Source organism: Ktedonosporobacter rubrisoli (assembly GCF_004208415.1).
Classification (GTDB): domain Bacteria; phylum Chloroflexota; class Ktedonobacteria; order Ktedonobacterales; family Ktedonobacteraceae; genus Ktedonosporobacter; species Ktedonosporobacter rubrisoli.
The window spans coordinates 10,699,154-10,719,377 of record NZ_CP035758.1 but is presented as its reverse complement, the minus strand read 5'-3'; the positions used below and the strand labels follow the sequence as shown (position 1 = coordinate 10,719,377).

Below are 20,224 nucleotides of genomic sequence, written 5' to 3'. Positions count from 1 at the left end.
TCGCTGATCAACTCTTCTAGAGAACCGCACTGCCTAAGTGAGTCATCAGGGTTTGCCAGCAGGATCTATTAGGGCAAAACTTAGGTAGTCTAACTACCAGTACTAGAGATTGTTGAGACCTACCTTTCTCAACAACATTTCTATCTTCTAGTATACAGGGGAGCGGTGAAAAATTCACGGCTAATTCGTGAATCTCCTACTTTATGATGTAGATGAGCATAACGAATCCACAGCCGAAGTGTATGACGGTCAACTGCTAGACTAGGAAGCGAGAGGGACAGATCCATGCTTACCATGAGTTTAGACTTGCAAATAAACTCCTATGCGACGCTGCTCAAATTCGATAAGCAGATCCCAGTTTATAATTGGTATTATCCTTTTGTGAGCGATGAGCATAAAATAGCCAATCCCTGGGATATCTATAAAGAACTGACAGACTATCACCCACACCGCCGTGCTCTCTATTTCCATATTCCTTTCTGTGAAACTATCTGTAGCTTCTGCCCGTTCGAGCGCGCTTCCTACACCCATAAGGACGAGGTTGAGCATTACGTACAGGCACTCCTCAATGAGATCGCATACAAGCACAAGTTCGCCGCTCTGGCTCATCAGCCTATTGATACGATTTATTTTGGTGGTGGCACGCCTTCAGTATTAGAGCCAGACCAGATTCGGCGTTTGGGTGAAGCTATCCATCACCACTTTGATACCCGTGACCTGCAAGAGTTCACGTTCGAGTGCGAGGTAAAGAGCGTCACCCTGGAGAAACTCCAGGCTATGAGCGAGATCGGGGTCAATCGGATCAGCTTTGGGGCACAGACACTTAACCCCAAGTATCGCGAGCTCTTTGATCTCACCGCTACGGTGGAGCAGATTCAGCAAGTGGCCGCATGGACGAACGAGCGATTTCCGTACACAAATATGGATCTGCTCTATGGAATGGCAGGCCAAACGCTCGATGAGCTGATAGCTGATGTCAATGGCTACCTGGCACTGGGCACAACGTCGATAGATTGCTATCCACTCAATAACGCGAGCACACAGCGTAAGTTGCACCAGGCATTTCGCGAGGCAGGGCGACATCCCTTGTCAGCGAGCACTAAACTGAGCTATCGACTCTTTCTCAACGAGTATCTGCGGGCACACGGATATGTGCCAATCAACGGGTACAGCTATGCAAAACAAACACAAGAGACGTGGGGGCAGCGGGTGGTGGTACAGCATACTCCGACTTTTCGCTATCACGATCTCGTCTATGGATATGGAGACGAGTGTTTGGATAGTTACGGTGTTGGAGCAGTTTCGATGTTTGGCTCACGGGTAACGAGTGGCATTGCCAATCGTGCGGAATACATGGATCGCCTGCTGGGCAAGTCCGACAAACCCTGGTTTAACGCCTGGCATGTTCTCAATGATGCAGAGAAAGGCATTGTGTACTTTCCTTATCGGGGCACGCTCGATAAGAAGCGTATTGACTGGGAGCGAGTGGATGCAGAGACGCGCGAGACGTTGGAACTAGCAGTAAAGCAAGGGCTGGCGATAGATAAAGGCGAGTGGTACGAGGTGACAGAGACAGGCTGGTTTAACTATGTGGATCTGGAATACATGCTCATGCCGCGCTGGCATCGGCAGCATCTCGCCAACCTTGTAGATCGCGCCTTCAAGCAGGGGCGGGAGCGTGATGACGAGCAGGTATACAGCCTCTCTCGTCCAATGCAAGAACTAATCCCTCTCCCCGTACGAGCGGCATCGTAGCGAGAAAAGGATGCGTGGCTTAACAGGCCGATGCAGGCAGTTTTCAGAAAAAAAGATACCTACGATCATCCGGTACATAGATTGCTGGAGGCATTACAGGAATTGTTCCCTCTACTTACCCGAACGATATATCGGCAGGTAGAGTCCACGACAGAAAGGAGGTGAAAAGCATGGCACCTAAACTTGGCACAGATTCTATCTGGACTCCCAAACTTGGCACAGATTCTATCTGGTAAAAATACACTTCTATGTGGTGAGAAAGGAGGTAGAAAGCTTGACTCCCCAACCTGGCACTGTTGAGGGCTGGTAAGAATGTACCTCCTTTCCTTTGGCAAATAGATTGTCAGTGGCGTCGGTGAAGAACCTCACGTTCTCCTCTGACGCCTTTGTGTGAGGAGTACTTCATGGAACGTTCCACCGCGGAGAAGCGCCAGGTCACGTACCGCGATGTGTTTCACAATGGCAACTGGATACGCCTGTGGACTGGTCAGACGATCTCTCAGCTTGGCGATGCCGTCTCAGATATCGCCTTTCCGCTCCTCGTGTACGAGATCACGAAATCTCCGGTGGGATTAGGACTGGGCTTTGGCGTGGAAATGCTCCCTCTCATCGTAATTGGACCCATTGCCGGCGTATTCGTCGACCACTGGAATCGACGCACGCTTTTGCTGGTGGCCGATTTTGTGCGCATTGGCTGCGCCCTGGGGATGTTCCTGAGCACAAGCGTCTGGCAATTATATGTGCTGGCGCTGCTGGCTGCTATTATGCAGGCGATATTTCTTGCCACATATTCAGCGACAATTCCTCAGATTACGCAGGAACAATTCACGAAATCGATAAGCCTCTCCTATATGGGCTACAAGACGATGCAAGTGATCGGACCGATGCTAGCAGCTATCATCATTGGCCTGGCGGGTGGACCGCGAGCGGCTTTTCTCTTCGATACTGCGACCTTTACCGTAGGATTTCTCCTGACGCTAACGATCTCTGTAGCCAATGTAGAACGCCAGGACCCAGCGAAAAACTTTTTACAAGACCTGGGAGTAGGCCTTTCCTTCCTCTGGCAAAACGCTGCTCTACGCTATATTGCCAGCTACCACGTGGTGTTTATTATTGTCAGCGCTGCTTCAGCCCTGGGCACAGTCCTCTACATTAAGCTCTCCCTGGGACTCTCAGCTACACTCAGCGATCAACTCTATGGAATCACTGGCGTGGTGCTCGCAGGAAGTATGGCCTTTATGGCCTGGTTGATCGGCCTGCTCGACGAACGGATCTCGAAGCGAACGCTCATGCTCTATGCCCCTGTAGTAGCGGGCCTGGCATACCTGCTCTTTCTTTTGCACCCAGGGCCAACCTGGATTCTGCCTATTTTCTTCGTGGTCAGCGTGGGCAATGCCTGCGGTCTCCTCTCGTTCCAAACGCTTCTGGCCCACTCTATCCCGAATCATCTTCGCGGACGTGTCTATTCCTTCTTTAATGCCATAGGATCTGTCGCCAATCTGGCAGCATATGGCCTCTTCGCAGCACTGGGACTTCTGCTCTCTCCGGCCACGCTGCTTGCCCTCGCTGGTATGATCCTCCTGATCGGCATCCCTCTATGCACGCTGGTGTTCAAAGGAAATCAGGCGTTGCGTGCTCAGGAAGCTAGCGAAAATACGTGATCAGGCAAAGAGTCTCTTAGCTAAGCCTGGTTTTTGCCAGCTATGTTTCCACACACGAGCCAGCCTACCAACGATAAGCTGACGCACAATTTCAACAAAAAGCGCACAAAGACAATAGCATGACTTCCCTTCCTGGTGTATCTTATAGAGAGATTAAGCTGAGATCTCTAAGGAGCAGTGTACATGTCAGGACAGAGGATACAGCAGATCGCGCTCGTGACCGGCGCCAATCGCGGCATCGGCCTGGAAGTAGTCAGCCAGCTCGCCCACAGAGGTATACGGGTGATCCTGGGTGCACGCGATCTTCGTAAGGGAGAGCTGGCAGCCCAACCACTCATCGAAGCTGGGCTAGCAATCTTGCCGCGCCAGCTCGATGTGACCGATCAACAGAGCATCGAGCGCCTCGCCTCAGAGGTAGCCGATACATTCGGATGCCTGAACATTCTCGTGAACAATGCAGCCATCCTCTATGATACCTGGCAGCAAACGTCAACGGCTGACCTGGCCCTTGTTCACGAGGCGCTAGAAACCAACACCTTCGGCGCCTGGCGCATGTGTCAGACCTTTCTCCCACTCTTGCGCAAAAGCCGGGCTGGTCGCATCGTCAATGTTTCTAGCGAAGCGGGATCGCTCGCGCATATGGGAGCGGGCACACCAGCATATAGCATCTCTAAAGCCGCGCTCAACGCTCTGACGCGCCAGCTTGCCGCCGAACTGGCGGGAACAGGTATTCTCGTAAATGCGATCTGCCCCGGCTGGGTCGCGACCGATATGGGAGGCGCGGGAGGCCGACCGATTGCCGAAGGAGCAGCAGGCATCGTCTGGGCCGCAACCCTGCCTGATGATGGACCCACAGGGAGCTTCTTCCGCGATGGCCGGGCGCTTTCCTGGTAAGCCAGTATTTTTACCGAAAAGGAGCAAATACAGATGGAAAATATATCAGCATCCGGGCAGCTTTCGGCATTGCCGAACCTGGAAGACGAGCGGGCGATTCGCCATATCGTCGATCTGCTGTTTATCTATACCGATCAGAAAGCCTGGTCGCAGGCGCATCAGCTCTTCGTTGACGGACCCATTGAGGTTGACATGAGTTCGTTGAACGGAGGCGGTCCGGTACAGATGACGGCGGACGACCTGCTGGGTGGATTCCAGGTGGGCTTACATGCAGAGAAGCTCAGCCATCATATGGCTACCAACTACCAGATTACAATCACAGGAGATAAGGCAGAGGTCTGGGCGCATGGCTACTCCTGGAATCGCTTGCTCAACTATCATGAAGGTTCGGATCTCTGGGAAACGTGGGGGAATTATCGCTTTAGTCTGCAGCGCACAGTGCAGGGCTGGCGTCTGAATGCGTTCCGCTACTTCGCCAAATATAACCGGGGCAACGACCTGGTACGCACCCACACCCACTAGATGGAACAAGGCAGTCTCGCCACACAACGAACCGTGCAACCGCGCTTGAGCGCGTTCAAGCGAAGGGAGAAGATGAGATTGTCCTGACCATCAACTCAAGAGTGATCGTCTTCCTGGCGAGTGTGACGCTGCATCAGCTCTATCAACAAGGGCAATGAAGGCATCTGGAGCGCAGCCTCCTGTCTATTTTCCCAGTCCATCGCGAGAGGGAAAGCGAGGTCCACAGGTTACGCAATGAGATTTTAGCTGAGCAATTTCGCGCCACCGTATGAGAAGGATCTGGTGCAAGCGGTCAATCGTATTTATCGATAGCAACACGTTTCCTTCCCAACTGATTCTTCCTCAGGCCTTGGACCTTAAGCTCTCCCAGCAGATTTAGCGGAACATGTTAGCACGCCAGGAAAGTTCCGCTCGTGTCCAGTGCTCCTCTGGCACATTCAGGGCTTCGATTTTCCATTGGGTGAAAAAGCTCTCGGCTTCACTATCAGCGTAGCCTCTCCCCTGATAGGAGGAAAAAAGTGCAGAGTAGGCCAGAAAACGATCCTCTACTGTGGCATCAGCCATCTGTAACACCTGCTTGCAGAGCGCTTGACTCCTCTCCTCTTCCTCAGCCCAGGCTAACTGGACGGCTTGTTGCAAGAGGGGTTTTGCCGGAGTAGCACACAAAAATGAACTGCGACGATGCTGAATCTGCTCCCGCGTGAGGATATAGTATGGTAATGAGTAAAAACCAAGCAAGAAGCCAGCTTCCAAAAGATCTGCATAGGTCGCGAGCAGCGAGGCAAAATTGGGAAAGATGACCTCACCAGGGCCATCATCGACCATCCAGCTTATAATCTGGCCTCTCTGCCCTAAAGAGGCGGGAGCAAGATCGAGGCACCAATCCTGCTCCTGGGAAGAGTCTTTGGCGAATGTCAGCCATTTGGGATGGCGCCAGACAGGCTGAATGCGAGACGCATCGACCAATTTTGGGACTTGATCTGCCCACTCTTTTTCTTGCAAGAGGTAATAATAGAGATCCCGCTCCCCGCCTGCAACAGACGTAAGTGGACAAAATTCTGTCATGCCCATGAATACATATTCAAACTCATAACCAAATTTCACGCCGTTATGAATGCAGTAAGATGCCTTAAAATCTTCCGGGAGCTGCTCACCTATAGCTGCTTCGAGCTTTGCGATCTCCTCCTGAGAAGCACCGGGGTTCAGGCCTTGCCAGGCCTGGAAGGCATTCGCTTTGAGCCAGGTATCAATGCGCGCCCAACTTATAGATACGGATTGGATCATGTTTTCTCCTTTGATACTGCTTCGCATAGAGCACTAGTCAATACTTCTTTATATTTCTTCTTCTTCCGCTCAAAAAAGGACATCTTAGGAGATTACTGCTGTTTGCGAGTAGCGGAGATTATTGTGACTGCCCAACAACCGGTCCCACTATACCACCCATGCGGGGAGAGAAATCAGGCAAAACTCTGAAAAATCAGGTATAATTCCCAAAAGAGTATTGAAAGGGAAATTGATGACACACAAGTTAGATCCGCCTCGACAACGTATATCAATGAGCAACGGCATTATCTATTCATTCTTCCTGGCTACTGTTGCTCAAGGATAGATTGTCGACAATAAGTTACAATGACAGGGAAAGGACAATGCGAGAAATTTTTGCCTTCTCGTAAATTTCACCTGGGGTGTTGTTTTTTTATACATCGATTGAGCACAGGATGCTGCCTATGTCCGTTTCATCGCCCTCCAGAGCTATCACCATCTTCATCTCTTATGCTACCACGTCCCGCGCAGATACAGATGCTTTTAACAAGCTTCTCAAACATTTGAGTCTCTTATTCTCGCATTATCCCACACTCCAATGCTACAATAGCAGGCTCGACGAGAAGAGTCCAACAATCCAGCTCATTGAGTCACACCTGAATCAGGCAGATCTAATTATCCTGCTTACGAGCAAAGACTTCTTTGCCTCACAGCAACGTGAAATGCAGCGAGCGCTTGAATTCAAAGACCTAAGAAGGGCTCATATAATTCCTGTTCAGCTCTTCCCTACGGATTGGGATTGCTCGCCTCTCAGGCAGTACCGATCACTCCCTTCCGATGGCCGGCCCATCAGCCGCTGGACGGATAAGGATGACGCATTCGTTGACGTGGTTCAAGGGATTCGCAAGGTCGTCGATGAACTTGCTTCCCAGGAGTCTATCCCTCGCCAATCTCCTTCTCAAGCTGTTCTTCTGTACGATCCACCTGATCCCTACGACAATCTTTTTACGAATCGTGAGCAACTTCTAGAGACTATTTCTTCGTTCTTCGCCTCTGAGCATGGTGGTAGAACTGCTATCCTGGCTTTAAGCGGCCTTGGCGGTGTAGGTAAGACATCCATCGCTAAGGAATATTGTGATACGTCTTCTGATCTCTATCAGGACATTCTCTGGCTCAATGCTTCATCTCGTACCATGCTCAGCACCTACGTAAATATTCTCTCCGACCATCTCGCGGTGCCCTCGGCCGTTCGTGAAAATGAGCGACAATTCTTTGCCGCTGTCAAGCAATGGCTACGAGACAGGCCACACTGGCTTCTTGTACTCGATCAGATCGAGGATATGAGCCTGATCGATCTCATTGTTCCCCGCTTGAGCAGCGGCCATGTTCTTCTCACCATGCGCATGCCGAACACCAGGAAAGGTATCCTCGATCTTCCTGTTTCATCTATGGATATCAATGCAGGTGCTTTATTCCTACTGCGCCGCCTGCAGATCCTTCAGGCTCAGGCATCCCTTAAACAGGCCCCGGAAGAGATAGTACACCAGGCTAAAGAATTAGTGCGCGCACTAGATGGCTTTCCTTTGGCACTGGAGCAAGCCGGAGCCTTTCTAAAAGAAAAAGGGGGAAGCCTCGCTGACTACCTCAAGCTTTATAAAGAGCAGCGCGCATATTTGCTGAGCGAACGCGGGCAGGCGACAGACAATCAGCGCACATCAGTCATGGAAATTCTCGCCTCCATGCTTGAGGCTCTACAGAATCCCCTTCATCTGGACTTGTTGTACCTGCTAGCCTTTTTGCACCCTGACGTTATTATCGAAGGACAGCTCGTGAAAGGAGGGCGAGAATTATATGAGCCGTTGCGCTCTCTTGTGACCAACCATCTCACCCTTCACGAGGCGCTAGGTCAACTACACCGTTACTGCCTGATCCGCTACTGTGCCGATGGAACGGTCTTGCAGCTCCAGCGGATTGTCCAGGATGTTCTTATCGAGAGATTGCCAAAGGAGCAGCGACGCTATTGGGCCCGGCAGGCAGTGTGCCTGATCAATCGCACATTTCCAGAGGTACGTTTCGACACCATGGCCATTTGTGAACGCTACCTACCCCAGGCAGAAAATTGTGCTGCACTGATCACCAACTTTCACCTCTCATCAAAGGAGGGAGCGCAGCTTTTAGAGCGCCTGGGTTCCTTTTGCGCACAACGCGCCTCCTATGATGACGCCGAAAAATATTTGAAGCAGGCCTTGTATCTCTATGAACATCACCGACGTACAGATGTGCTAAATATAGCCCAGACACTCAATTCGCTGGGGCTCCTCTATCGTCAGCAAGCTCGCTATAAAGAAGCTCAGACGATCCATCAACGTGCTCGGGAGTTACGCGAGCGCACTCTGGGTCCAGACCATCCCAAAACGATGGAGAGCCTGCATAACCTCACGATGATCTATGGAGATCTAGGAAAATACCAGGAGGCCAAGCATAACTACCTGCATGTACTCGCAATAGAAGAACGCACAAAGGGACCAGTTCACCCTGACGTCGCAGACACGCTGAACGAGCTTGGTCTCACCTATTTTCAGCAAGGGCGCTTTGCCCAAGCCGAATCAGCGTACCGGCGAGCACTTGCCATTTATGAGCTCTCCCGCCCTGCCAGCCATCCCGACCTGACCTATCCATTAGATGGCCTTGGTACGCTGGCAGAGCGAGAGGGAGACTATCAACAAGCGGCAATTCTCTATCAGCGGGCCTTTGCCATTTGCCAGCAGGCCTTTGGAGAGATACACCCTGAAACAGCTCATAGTAAGAACAAATTGGCAGGGCTTGCTACATCGCAGGGTGACTACCAGCGTGCTGAGAGTTTCTACCAGCAGGCTTTGACCGTCTGCGAACAAACACTAGGATCTGGACATCCCGATGTAGCCCTTATCCTTAACGATCAAGCATTCCTGGCAACCAGGCAAAAACAGTATCAATCAGCTGAGTTGCTCTATCAACGAGCCCTGAGCATCTACGAAGTAGCTCTGGGATCAGAGCACCCAGCAGTAGCGAGCGTGCTTCATAATCTGGGACAACTCTTCTGCAGAACAGGAGACAAAGAACGTGCGGAAAAGCTCTTACGACGCGCACTTGCCATCCGTGAAAAGGTTCTAGACGCAACACATCCCAGTATCGCCCAGAGCCTGGCAAATCTAGCAAATCTGCTAGCTGATCAACATAGGGATACAGAAGCGGAGTCATTGTTCCAGCAAGCATTTACGCTCTATCTGCACATACCTGCGCCCAGGCATCCAGACGTGGCCCAGATGCCAGAAAAGTATGCTTCTCTGCTGGAGCGCCTCAACAGAAGTGAAGAGGCCACAACAGTGCGACAAAAGGTCAGGGCACAGAAAGAGCCGACACCAACAGAGCCACCTCAGCACGACTACTAGGCCAAAGTAATCTTTTTCGTTTGAGTGATGAAGGGCGCTGGCCTCTCCGTTCTTGGCTCTTTCCCCTTCCTCTTGCCTTTATTGCTCTCTTTCTCAGGCTCTTGCTTCTCCTTCTCTGGACTCGTGGGCGTTATTGGTCCGGGCCGTTTCCTATCCTTTTTTTGATCCCCTTTAGCACTAGACCAGTTGAACGCATCACAGACGAGATGGGATATCCTCCATTGATCATTGGTCCTTTTCTGTATGTCAACAGGACGGTAATATGTCTGTACCTCAGCAAGTATGAAAAGCAGCAAGCGAAATGCCTGCTCTACTGTTAACAGGTAAATCCAATGAAGGCCGGCGATAAGGTAGCTTATCTGACAACGCTCATCGCGGGATACCGTAATGGAGTGAAGAACAATAAGAGAGGCTTTATCCCTATTTCCTTGTCGTGCAGTAAGAATGCAGAAAAATTGTGCTATGAGCTTTTCTATAGGAGAAATCGTGAGTGATGCGAGAGGCGAAGATGATGCGAATGTTCCCCAGTTCCACACTCCAAGCTCCCTAGCTATGGACCCCCTTTGTACATTTTTACATTGGCATATATCTACTTGGGGGGGGGTATGATACAGCTTCAGGCAAGGCTGCCATGTCAGTAATGTAATAAATAGTGCTTGCTTGTTGGCTGAGCCAGCCTTTTATTCGCCCCGCTCCTTCAGGCAGACCGCGCAGGAAATGAATAAATAGTCGCTTTCCATCTAGAAGAGATGGGGAGTGTAGTTTGCGGAGGGGTTGGTCATGATGCGTATCAGCATCCGATATCCTGGCACCATGCATCGTTGCTGTTCTCACTGATTTTATCCCTCTCATCGTTCTGCCCATTGACCGCTATAAATATACATATTTAAATTTATCTATCTACTTAGGATTTATGTGCTGAGCAACCATATCTCGTCGGAACCATCCCTCAACCAGGAGAATCGGGTCATATGTTTCTATCAGAGAATAAAGTAATCCTCAACAAGGATAGAATACCATAGAAAAGAGTCCTATGCCACATTCACACCTATCTTAGATAAAGTGGAGTGGGAGCCGCTTTTGTACATAAGCGTTCATCCTACATGGTGTTCCGATCATCTTACAGCAGCAACTCATAGCCTTATGGCAGGCTACAATGCTTTCTTTCCGCGCATCTGACTCGAATCGCCTGTGCTCGCATGCGGAGCGGTCCGGCTTCTCTCTCCCGGCCCTGCTGAGCGAGCAGGCATACATATGCCTCTATGGTAAGCGCAAGATCTGGATGGTCTGGACCCAGAGTTGTTTCACGAATTCTTAGCGCTTGCAGGTAGAAATCTTCTGCTTGCGTTTCTCTACCTTGAAGGCTACAAAGGACTGCTAGATCATGCAAGCTCTGGGCCGTGCGGGGATGCTCAGGACCAAGGACTTGCTGGCGCAAGTGTAAAGCTAACCGATAGAATCGCTCTGCCTGCTCATACTCTCTCCTGGCACAAGAGAGCTCTGCCAAATTGTGATATGTCAATGCGCGATGAGGATGTTGAGGACCTAATTTCTTTTTGCAGAGGGCCAGCGCGCGTTGATAGAAGGCTTCTGCTTGAGAGCAGGAACCCTTCGCCTGATAGAGCCTGCCTAGATTGTTGTAGATGGTCACCAAATAAGCATGTTCATGACCTAATACCTGCTTCAAGATGATAAAAGCTCTTTGATAGAGCGGCTCTGCCTGCTTATAGTTCCCTTGTACATAATAGAGATAAGCTAGATTTTGTAGTGTCTCCGCGACATCCAGGTGCTCAGGACCCAGCAGCCGCTCACGAATTGATAACGCTTGTTGGTAGAGTGGCTCCGCCTGCTTATAACGACCAAGGGCATAGAAGAGGCCAGCAAGATTATTTAGGCTGTTTGCCACATCGGGATGGTCGTTCCCAAACTGCTGGAGTCGTATGTCAAGCGATCTCTGATAGAGGGGCTCTGCTTGTTTATAGCGACCCCTAAAGTAGCAAAGTTCTGCCAGGGAATTCAAGCTTTCTGCCACTGTCGGATGTTCGGGCCCAAAGAGTTGCAGGTACAGCACCAAAGCATGCTGCAGATAGCCTTCTGCCTGGCTATAAGAAGCACATTCCAAAAGGTAAATCCCGGTTTGCTGGAGTAATCGAGCTGCCTCGACAGAGACCAGCCGTTCATGGATGATAAGTTCGGCGCACTGCAGCGCTTGAGGAAGCAGCTGCTGACAACGAGGCCAGGTAGTGAGTTCCTCAACAGAGGGAAAGAGACGATTGACGGCGTAAACAGCCTGTCTTGCCAATAATTGATAGGTTGACTGCTCCATTTGCTCCTTAAGGACTATCTGGACGAGGCGATGAACTGTGAGTGTCCTGGTATCGGGGTGACGCTTGAGCAAGGAATATTGGCGCAATACTGCACACGCTTCGTCCACCAGCAACGAGGAACGGGCGCCGGGGAGCGCTGCTGCACATGGGCCTAGAACTTCCTGGGTGAATAGTTCCTCAGGAATGGAGTCAGGATGCAGCAAGGAACAAAGCCTGAGGAGATGAGCAGCAGCTGGTTGCAGCCGTTCAATCTGCTGGAGAGTGAGTGCAAGGGTCGCCATGAGGGAGCGAGGATGATCACTGCCTAATCCTCCACGCCGGTTGAGGAGGACGCCCTGTTGCTGCTGATAGCAGTACAAGTAATTGGAAAGTGTGCCTCCCGTCTCTTCAAGATAGGCCCCTATTTGATCGAGGGCCAGGGGAAGCCCATCCATCTGTTGGGCCAGGGTTCGTGCTGTCCGGCACTGTTCTACCGTCGCTTCTGCAAGAGGGGCATTGGGTGCAAGCAGCCTGGCACGACGCAGCAGAAATAATGTTGCTTCATCTGGCTCCATTGGCTCTAGCTCGATACTGAAAGCCTGAGTTCCTACAGCCTGCCTCTGGGTCGTCAGTAGAAGTGAGCCAGTCTGTGCACAGGCGAGGAGATCCTGGACGAGCGAGAACTCTTCCACGTTATCAAGAATCAGGAGCCAGCCCTTGTGCTCATTTAACCAGCGCTTGAAGGCGAGGATGCACTGTTGGTCAAAGGCCCCTTCTTCGAGAGGATTCAGCAATTTAGCGGTAGCAGTAAGGTCAGTCTCAAGAAGGAAGCGCGTCTCGGCTCGCACCCAGAGAACAGCACTATATCTGCAACGAAAGCGGTAGGCAAATTCGACAGCAGTTTGTGTCTTGCCAATTCCAGCCAACCCGCTGAGCGCAAGGACAGAAAGAGATTGAGTAGTAAAAGCGTCATGAAGCTCCCGAAGAACCTGCTCTCGCCCCGTAAAAAAGTAGTTTCGTGGATATGGCACATTCCAGGGAGATGGACGAAGCTGCGTATCAAAAGAGCCATGAAGGAAAGGTATTTCAATTTTAAGTAGATGGCTCAGACGTTCTCGATAGTGGTGCTGAGGCATAGATAGATCATGTTCCCATCTGCTAATGCTTCTCGCCGTCACCCCAAGCTCTTCGGCTAGCGCTTCTTGAGAAAGGTGCAAACGAATACGATGTTGACGCAGGATCTGCCCGAAACTGCGCGCCTCGCTGGCAAGGTGGTTGTCTTTTGTTGTATCTTTCATAATCAGTTCCAAGAGGTAGAACTCACGAACGCGACAAAAGATGTCTGGTAATTATCTTGTTTCTGTCATTGTATTATGACATAATTTGCGTCACTATGTGTAGTAGATGGTTGGCCTGGAAAAGTTTCTTCGAGGAGACCTGCAACATACTTTATCATCTTTACGGCTGCTCATCAATTAAAAGTTACGAGAAACAAATGAAGATGCCTCTTCTATAGAGAGCTTTAAGAGGTGCAGAGCCGCCAAGAGATCATCGTTACCCCTCATTCTAAGACGCTTTGCATGCGCCTGAATAAGGGCAGTTTTCTGCTCTGCTTTTCCCTTAGAAGGAACTTTTTTCATAGTTGGCACCAATGCAGGCCCCAGGGCATCTGCTATCCAGACTCAATGCCTGCTTGCTTCTTGAGATTTACCTTGCTGGCCACTTTCTGTCATTACATCTGGTTGATAACTCTCAGCCGCTTAGAAAGGAAAATCCTATGTTTAGAAGAAATAGTGGCAGAATAGATCAAGAACTCGTCTCTGTTTCCCCCACTGGCCATGAGGAGCGTCCTCTTGCTCAGTCCTTGCTCTTTGCCGTTGTAGATACCGCGCACTGCCATCCTCGTACCATCGGAAAGTATCTCTGTCAGTCAGTAACTGAGATTACTGCTCATCATGCTTATCTCTCTTTACACCTTTCCTCAGTTACTTGCCCTGAACCCTATGAAACTGGTTCTTTACGCTACCCCGTTCAATACGAACACTACAGCTATGGAACCCTGTGTATCGCTCTCAACGCGCACACTCATCTCCCTTGCTTATCTAGTTCTGTAGCCGAACAACTGGCAAAGACCTGCGGCATCATCATAGATAGAGTTGAGAAAGATACGTTTGTTCGCTACCAGGCTCATCATCCCTGGATCGAGCCGCTGACTATGCGCGAAAGAGATGTGCTAATGCATATGGGCCATGGCTATACTCAAGGCGAAATTGCAAGGCTCTTACATATTAGCCCAACGACAGTGGCTACGCATCGACAGCATATATATGCCAAATGGGGCCTGAATAGTCCGCTATCAGCTGTACTGATGGGACACGAGATCGGGTTATTTTTCTACCTTGCAGATACACCGTAAAAAAGTAGCTCCGTGCGGGGCCAAGCGGGAGCTAAAATCATCTGTCAAAGATATTTCGTAAAGAAACGTCTTGCAAATAAAGTACGCGCTCTACATTCCAGGCAGTACGCAAAATTATCTTGTTAAACGATGACATGGAAGTAATTTTCTTGCATACTAGGTACCAGCACTATCTTCTATAGCGATTTAAGAGGGAAGCATCAATCTACAAGCGTAAAAGGAAAATCAATGCCATATTGCTTTCTCTTTGTCGCTCTGGCAGATATGGTTGCCAGGCAGGGATAAGGGTAGTCGTTCGAATTGGTGTGATACCAAAGTGCATCGGCTCACTGTCAGTCTGTCCTAAGTACAACACGTCGTCTATACTAGAAAGGAGAACTGTGCATGGAGAGCACACTGGTAAAAGGTGGACAAGTCAAGGAGGTCCCCGCTGAGATCAAAGAGCGCAATGCCGCGATTGTAGAGAGCGAATTTGACCTGGATATTCAGGTCTTTACGCCTGCAGCGGTAAAAGACGGAAAGACGCCTCAAGCTATCGCCACTGTATGGTCATGCAGCTGCGCTACATGTCATGGTGGTAGCTGCTGGACTTGTAGCTGCTGGCCTAACTGTTAGTAACAACTCCTGCACGCATAGTAGCTTACTATGCTTTAGGCTCCTCCCTGTTTGCCTTCTGCCAACGGGGAGGAGACACGTCAAACCAAGCCGCGCGAAACCGCTTTGCTAAGCCCAGAAGCTTACTCGATGAGTACAAGGAGAGACACATGGACGAACACATGCGATCGCAGGGAGCCCTTCCCGTTGATAGTGCCGCCTGCCCATCTGTCAGCTGGCAGCCGGTCCTCGAAGGGTCCCTACGTAGTCAGGCCCTGGAAGCGACACAGGTAGTTGCGCAACGCCTGCGCGATCCAGATCACGTTATCGCGCTTGCCCAACTTGCTAAGCAACAAGCTATGAGCTTCTGGGGATGGAGTCCCTCATCACTCTCATCAGGTTTTGGCAGCACAGCTCTACTTTTCCTTTTCCTAGCGCGCAGCTTCCCGGAACAAAACTGGGAATATATGGCCCGAGATCACCTGCGCCTTGCCGCTGAGCACACTCGTCAACAGCCACTTATGCAGCCGGGGCTCTTTGGCGGCAGCAGCGGACTGGCCAGTGTTGTTGCGCTCTTTGCTCAGGATGATAGGCGTTATCAGCGGACCGCGCATATCCTTAATGAACGCGTAGCGCAGCAGGTGCTACAAACGCAATGGAGAAGGGGGCAGGCCTCTGGAGTCGCTGATGCTGATTATGACATCATCACGGGTGCCGCAGGTATTCTCGGCTATCTTTCCACACTTGATCAGTCTGCTAAATATACACAGGAAGCCATACAGCAGCTCCTGGGCTATCTTATCTGGCTAGCAGAGCGCGATGAAGCACACGGATATGAGCGCTGGTTTCTGCCACCGGAGCTCTATCCAACTGAGTTGCAGCAAAAAAGCTATCCTGATGGCTACTTCAACTGCGGACTAGCTCATGGTATTCCAGGCCCACTGGCTGCGTTATCTGCAGCGTGGCATGCCGGTCATCGGGTCCCAGGGCAACAGGCAGCCATTCGCTCCCTGGTACGCTGGATAATAGACCACCAATTACGCGCTTCCTGGGGCATCAGTTGGCCAGCTGGAGTACCGCTTCGGCAATCCTATTCCAGGAGTGAGTGGAGCATGTTGCCGCCGAGCCGGGATGCCTGGTGCTATGGTAGTCCTGGGATTTCGCGCGCTTTATGGTTAGCCGGTACAGCACTCGACGATACGGATCTTTGTCATAGAGCGCTTGAGGCTATCGAGAGCGTTCTGCAACGCTCGATCACTATGCGTAGGATCGACTCGGTTACCTTCTGTCATGGCGTTGCCGGCCAGCTTGCTATCTGTTTGCGTTTCGCTCACGAAACAAATAGCACAATAGTGCATCAGCATATTCCCAGGCTCACCTCTCAAATCCTTAATGAGTTCAACCCATGTCACCCGGCCGGTTTCCGCGATTTGGAGCAAGAAGATAATTGGGTGGATGATCCTGGCCTATTGACTGGAGCGGTAGGGGTTGCCCTCACACTTCTGGCAGCATCTACATCTATAGAGCCGACGTGGCATCGTATCTTTCTCATTGCATGAGTAAGGATCATCCCTGGCAAGATACTATGGAGGTTTCAATGTCATCTCTCCCTTCGCTGCGCATTATCTTATTTTCTCTTCTAGCTCCGGCAACTATTCAAGCGTTCGTTAGTGAACTAGAAACGCTGGGACAGCATGTCCTGCTGCTGGTCATCTCACCAGGAACAAGGAAACATCCTGTTAGCCACTATCTGCAGATCGTTGCCAATGCACCACGAGGGCTGGATGTGCTTGTGGCAAGCCATATGCAGCGCTTACCAGAAATATTGCAAGGCCTATCACCCGATTTGATACTGGTGGCAGGCTTTCCCCGAAAATTTCCCCCGGCTCTCCTGGATGTCCCCCGTCTAGGCTGCGTCAACTGGCATCCCTCTTTGCTCCCTCGCTATCGTGGCCCTGAGCCAATATTCTGGCAATTCATGAATGGAGAGACACAGACAGGAATAACATTTCACCGCATGGATGCTGATATTGATACTGGACCAATTCTGGTGCAACGTGACATGGAACTGGATTGCGCAGAGGATTTGAGCAGCTATTTTGCCAGTTTCCTCCCTCCCTCGCTGGCAGCCCTCCCAGATGCCCTACAAGCTATTGTATCAGGCAATTCCGGTATACCACAGCCAATTGAGGGTACTTGCTACGCACCGCATGTAACAAATGCTGAACGTTGGTTGGACTGGACGCGTTCGGCAAAACAGTTACGCCGGCAAGTATGTCTCTGGCGCAACCTGGGAGGTGCTCGGGCAACAATTAATGATCAGCACCTATCGATACATCAGGCTCAGGTCATCAATACGCTTCCTTCCGACCGCTCTGCTAGTCCTGGCTCCGTACTCAGGCGCTCCTCCGCAGGAATGGTAGTGCAAACTGGTCAGGATGCGCTTTTTCTTCAAGAGTATAGCTGCGAGCCAAATTAAGCCATTTCCAGCGGTTATACCCAAAAGGCGGGGCAAGGAAAAAGAGAGGTCCGATCTGTGATAGGATACAAAAGGTTCCACCCAAAAGAAGAAGGCTTCAAGAAAAAGGCCTTATGAGCTTGCTCCAGGAAAGTATTCGTCCTGCTGAGCTTTCAGGATCGCCACCTCCGCTGCGGGCACCCACGGCCTGTAGATGCTTCTTCCCTTAAAAGGTGACAGGCAAACTGGTGAGGCCACGCAGCATCAGGTTCCGTTTCCAGACCAGGTGGGAAGGATCACCCGCCAGTTGCAAGTTGGGCAATCGGTGCAGTAAAGTGCTGAATGCGATGCGTCCCTCTAAACGAGCCAGTGGTGCGCCTAAACACGCGTGTATTCCCTTGCCAAAGGCCAGGTGCTGATGCTCACGCCGCGTGATATCAAGGATCTCTCCCGCCTGCATACGCTGCGGATCGGCGTTCGCGGAAATCAGTGCAGCCAGGACTTGCTGGCCTTTGCGAATCAGCTTACCGTACCGTTCTACATCCTCGGTTGCCCAGCGTTCATCAGACAGGCTAACTGGCGAGGTGTAGCGCAACAGTTCTTCGACTGCGCCAGCAAACAGCTCAGGATCGGTACGAAGCATGTGAAGTTGATCAGGATGCTGTAATAAGGCCAGGGTACCATTTCCCAAGAGATTCACTGTGGTTTCGTGACCGGCAATGATGAGCAGGATGAGCATCGAAATGAGCTCATTCTCGTTGAGCTGGTCCCCGTTCTCTTCCGCTTGCACAAGGCTGCTCGTCAGGTCATTATCAGGGCAAGCACGTTTCTCATCTAGCAACGCTTTGAGGTAGTTCAGAAACTGCTGAATCACGTGTGTGCGCTGCTCTCTCTCTGTGGTGAGATCCACCATGGCCTGCGTCCAGGCACGGAACTGCTGACGGTCTGTGGCGGGAATGCCCAGCAGATCCGAAATCACAGTAAGCGACAGTGGATAGGCAAAGTCAGCAATGAGATCCATCGCTCCCTGCGCTTGAATGCTGTCGAGTAGGTCATCGGTAATCTGTTGGATATGTGGGCGCTGGTACTCAATCATGCGCGGGGTAAAGGCTTTGGAGACGAGATGGCGTAACCGCGTGTGGTCAGGCGGATCAACCATCAACAGCGTACGCAGTTCAAACGTTCCCCAGGTCTCATCCCGTCGCTCCTCTGCTTCTGCGAACTTGCGGCGATCCTTGGTGAAACGTGGATCTTTGAACAGCCAGAGGGCATCTTCATAGGTCGTCACTACCCAGGCGTCCAGCTCTTTGATATAGATGAGCGGCTCAGTCGAGCGCAATTCTGCATAGAAGGCATGAGGGGTGCTTTTCGCTTCCTGGCTTAGCAAATCGTTGATCGTCATCTCGGTCATGCGACCCTCCCTACGTCTGACCACAGCGTCACTGTGGAGAAAACGTGCTCTCTGATCCACTTCTTCTTGTCTTCGAACGATCTCCTGTGGACGAGAAGCTCTTCCAAGTATATGACACAAACCGAGCAATCTCAAGTGGCTCATGGAGAGATCCACCGACATCAGCTCGATCACCTATGGGAAGATTCCACCCTTATGAAGGCTGCGGGAGCTCACTGCCAGAAAATGGGGCAAAGACGTTTCGTTCCTCTCGCAGCTGTCTATAGCTCAAATACTTGGACAGAGAGAAAACACCCAAGAAAAGATCTCGCGGCCATCGCTCATCCTCATACAGAGGAAGAAACAGAAATTCATCGCAGAATTTTACAGAAGAGCAGGTACATTATCTCTTCAACAAATCTAAAGCCTCCTCAAAGCTTATCGCACCCTGCGAAAGCTGCTCAAGGACGTTTACAGGCGCAGCATCGTCCTCATCCTCAGGTGGATACTCCAGAGCAGCGACAATTTCATCGAGATGATTGCGCGCAGTGTTGTAGGCAACATTCAATTCTGCGGCCAGGCGCTGGACATTTCCACGATGCTTGACAAGAAGTCCCACGAAGGTGAGCTGTTGCGGAGTTAAACGTCCCATCCAATCAAGGCTAAACTTTCCTTCGATGACAATGCCGCTCCGCCTGCCTTCCAGGCGCGTCACAATCAAATCGTCGCCATTTACCGGATCTTTTGTGATCAGTGGATTAAGTGAATTCACATGCTCCCCCTTCGAGATGCGAGAGGAATAACGTCTCGATACTATTGTGCTGGTAGTTCATACTCCATACTTCTTCAAGGCAAGGATGTGTTCCACAGTCAGATCGTTTAAGCCTGCCTCTCTCCATGCTCGCACCTCATCTGCACTGACCTCGTATGTCTTCAAAACGATGATTTGTTTCACTGTCAGGTTGATTAGGCCTGCCTCTCGCAACGCTCTGATGTAGGCTGCGTCTACTTCATGGTTCTTCAAATTGATACAATGCTTCGTTGTAAGATCAGCTATTCCTGCTTCTTGCAATCCCCTGATGTAGTCTCCATCTAACCCATAATTTTTCAACGTGATGATTTGCTTCACTGTCAGGTCCGGCATGTCCAGATCCATCAGCGCTCTTACATAGTCTGTATCTACATGATTATTTTTCAGAGAAATGATTTCTTCCACCGTAAGTTCGCCCAGTCCCGCTTCTTGCAATCCCCTGATGTAGGCTGCGCTTATCCCATACATCTTCAAATCAGGATCTGACCTGTCCCACTTGAGCCCTGCTGCTCTCAGCTCCTTCTCCATACCCTTTCCATACCCTCTTATTCTCCCTATGAACTCCTGGGTGTATTCGCCAGTTCTCTGTCCTTCTGGTTGCTTCTCTGCGTCAGTGGCGCTTCTCGTACTGAGTAGATCCATCAACTGATCAGCTTGCTCAACAGTAAGCCGGCCAGAAGCTACCATCTCCAGTATTTTTTTGCGTTCTGCGTTTGCCATGCC

The 20,224-nt window shown here is 50.8% G+C and carries 14 protein-coding genes; 9 read left to right on the top strand and 5 right to left on the bottom strand.

Going from position 1 to position 20,224, the window contains the following annotated elements; all coding sequences use genetic code 11:
* Window positions 1–285: 285 nt before the first annotated feature.
* The 4 genes from EPA93_RS45735 to EPA93_RS45720 all read left to right on the top strand — a co-directional run bounded on the left by EPA93_RS45735 (window position 286) and on the right by EPA93_RS45720 (window position 4,832).
* Complete coding sequence (locus EPA93_RS45735; protein WP_129893950.1) at window positions 286–1,755, top strand: coproporphyrinogen-III oxidase family protein; 1,470 nt, start codon at window positions 286–288, stop codon at window positions 1,753–1,755.
* Between the two features lie 404 nt (window positions 1,756–2,159).
* On the top strand, window positions 2,160–3,416 hold the full coding sequence (locus EPA93_RS45730) for an MFS transporter (protein ID WP_129893949.1): 1,257 nt from the start codon (window positions 2,160–2,162) through the stop codon (window positions 3,414–3,416).
* Window positions 3,417–3,599: 183 nt separating this feature from the next.
* The gene (locus EPA93_RS45725) at window positions 3,600–4,310 is read left to right on the top strand and encodes an SDR family oxidoreductase (RefSeq protein ID WP_129893948.1); all 711 of its coding nucleotides are present in this window, start codon (window positions 3,600–3,602) and stop codon (window positions 4,308–4,310) included.
* Between the two features lie 33 nt (window positions 4,311–4,343).
* The gene (locus EPA93_RS45720) at window positions 4,344–4,832 is read left to right on the top strand and encodes a nuclear transport factor 2 family protein (protein WP_129893947.1); all 489 of its coding nucleotides are present in this window, start codon (window positions 4,344–4,346) and stop codon (window positions 4,830–4,832) included.
* 375 nt (window positions 4,833–5,207) lie between these two features.
* Here EPA93_RS45720 and EPA93_RS45715 read toward each other — a convergent pair whose 3' ends face one another.
* Window positions 5,208–6,116: an SMI1/KNR4 family protein gene (locus tag EPA93_RS45715; protein ID WP_165423835.1), complete on the bottom strand. Its 909-nt coding sequence runs from the start codon at window positions 6,114–6,116 to the stop codon at window positions 5,208–5,210.
* Between the two features lie 443 nt (window positions 6,117–6,559).
* On the opposite strand from EPA93_RS45715, the gene fxsT (EPA93_RS45710) reads away from it, so the two are divergent.
* A complete protein-coding gene (gene fxsT, locus EPA93_RS45710; protein ID WP_165423834.1) occupies window positions 6,560–9,526 on the top strand; it encodes an FxSxx-COOH system tetratricopeptide repeat protein in 2,967 nt (988 codons plus the stop codon).
* 1,141 nt (window positions 9,527–10,667) lie between these two features.
* On the opposite strand, the gene fxsT (EPA93_RS45705) is transcribed toward fxsT (EPA93_RS45710), so the two are convergent.
* Window positions 10,668–13,130, bottom strand: a complete 2,463-nt coding sequence (fxsT, locus tag EPA93_RS45705; RefSeq protein ID WP_129893944.1) for an FxSxx-COOH system tetratricopeptide repeat protein — start codon at window positions 13,128–13,130, stop codon at window positions 10,668–10,670.
* A gap of 479 nt (window positions 13,131–13,609) precedes the next feature.
* Between fxsT (EPA93_RS45705) and EPA93_RS45700 the strand changes: the two genes are divergently transcribed.
* The 4 genes from EPA93_RS45700 to EPA93_RS45685 all read left to right on the top strand — a co-directional run bounded on the left by EPA93_RS45700 (window position 13,610) and on the right by EPA93_RS45685 (window position 17,321).
* On the top strand, window positions 13,610–14,248 hold the full coding sequence (locus tag EPA93_RS45700) for a response regulator transcription factor (protein ID WP_165423833.1): 639 nt from the start codon (window positions 13,610–13,612) through the stop codon (window positions 14,246–14,248).
* Window positions 14,249–14,632: 384 nt separating this feature from the next.
* The gene (locus tag EPA93_RS45695; protein WP_129893942.1) at window positions 14,633–14,863 is read left to right on the top strand and encodes an FDLD family class I lanthipeptide; all 231 of its coding nucleotides are present in this window, start codon (window positions 14,633–14,635) and stop codon (window positions 14,861–14,863) included.
* A gap of 149 nt (window positions 14,864–15,012) precedes the next feature.
* Entirely contained in the window at window positions 15,013–16,401 is a 1,389-nt protein-coding gene (locus EPA93_RS45690) for a lanthionine synthetase C family protein (RefSeq protein ID WP_129893941.1), read from the top strand.
* A gap of 38 nt (window positions 16,402–16,439) precedes the next feature.
* Window positions 16,440–17,321 carry a methionyl-tRNA formyltransferase gene (locus EPA93_RS45685; protein WP_207229373.1) on the top strand — a complete coding sequence of 294 codons (882 nt, stop codon included), beginning with the start codon at window positions 16,440–16,442 and terminating at the stop codon, window positions 17,319–17,321.
* Between the two features lie 205 nt (window positions 17,322–17,526).
* Here EPA93_RS45685 and EPA93_RS45680 read toward each other — a convergent pair whose 3' ends face one another.
* From EPA93_RS45680 to EPA93_RS45670, 3 genes are all read right to left on the bottom strand, one after another.
* Entirely contained in the window at window positions 17,527–18,711 is a 1,185-nt protein-coding gene (locus tag EPA93_RS45680; protein WP_129893939.1) for a cytochrome P450 family protein, read from the bottom strand.
* A gap of 382 nt (window positions 18,712–19,093) precedes the next feature.
* Window positions 19,094–19,462, bottom strand: coding sequence for a DUF2089 domain-containing protein (locus EPA93_RS45675; protein WP_129893938.1), 369 nt, complete (start codon window positions 19,460–19,462; stop codon window positions 19,094–19,096).
* Window positions 19,463–19,519: 57 nt separating this feature from the next.
* Window positions 19,520–20,221, bottom strand: coding sequence for an SHOCT-like domain-containing protein (locus tag EPA93_RS45670; RefSeq protein WP_129893937.1), 702 nt, complete (start codon window positions 20,219–20,221; stop codon window positions 19,520–19,522).
* Window positions 20,222–20,224: the final 3 nt, after the last annotated feature.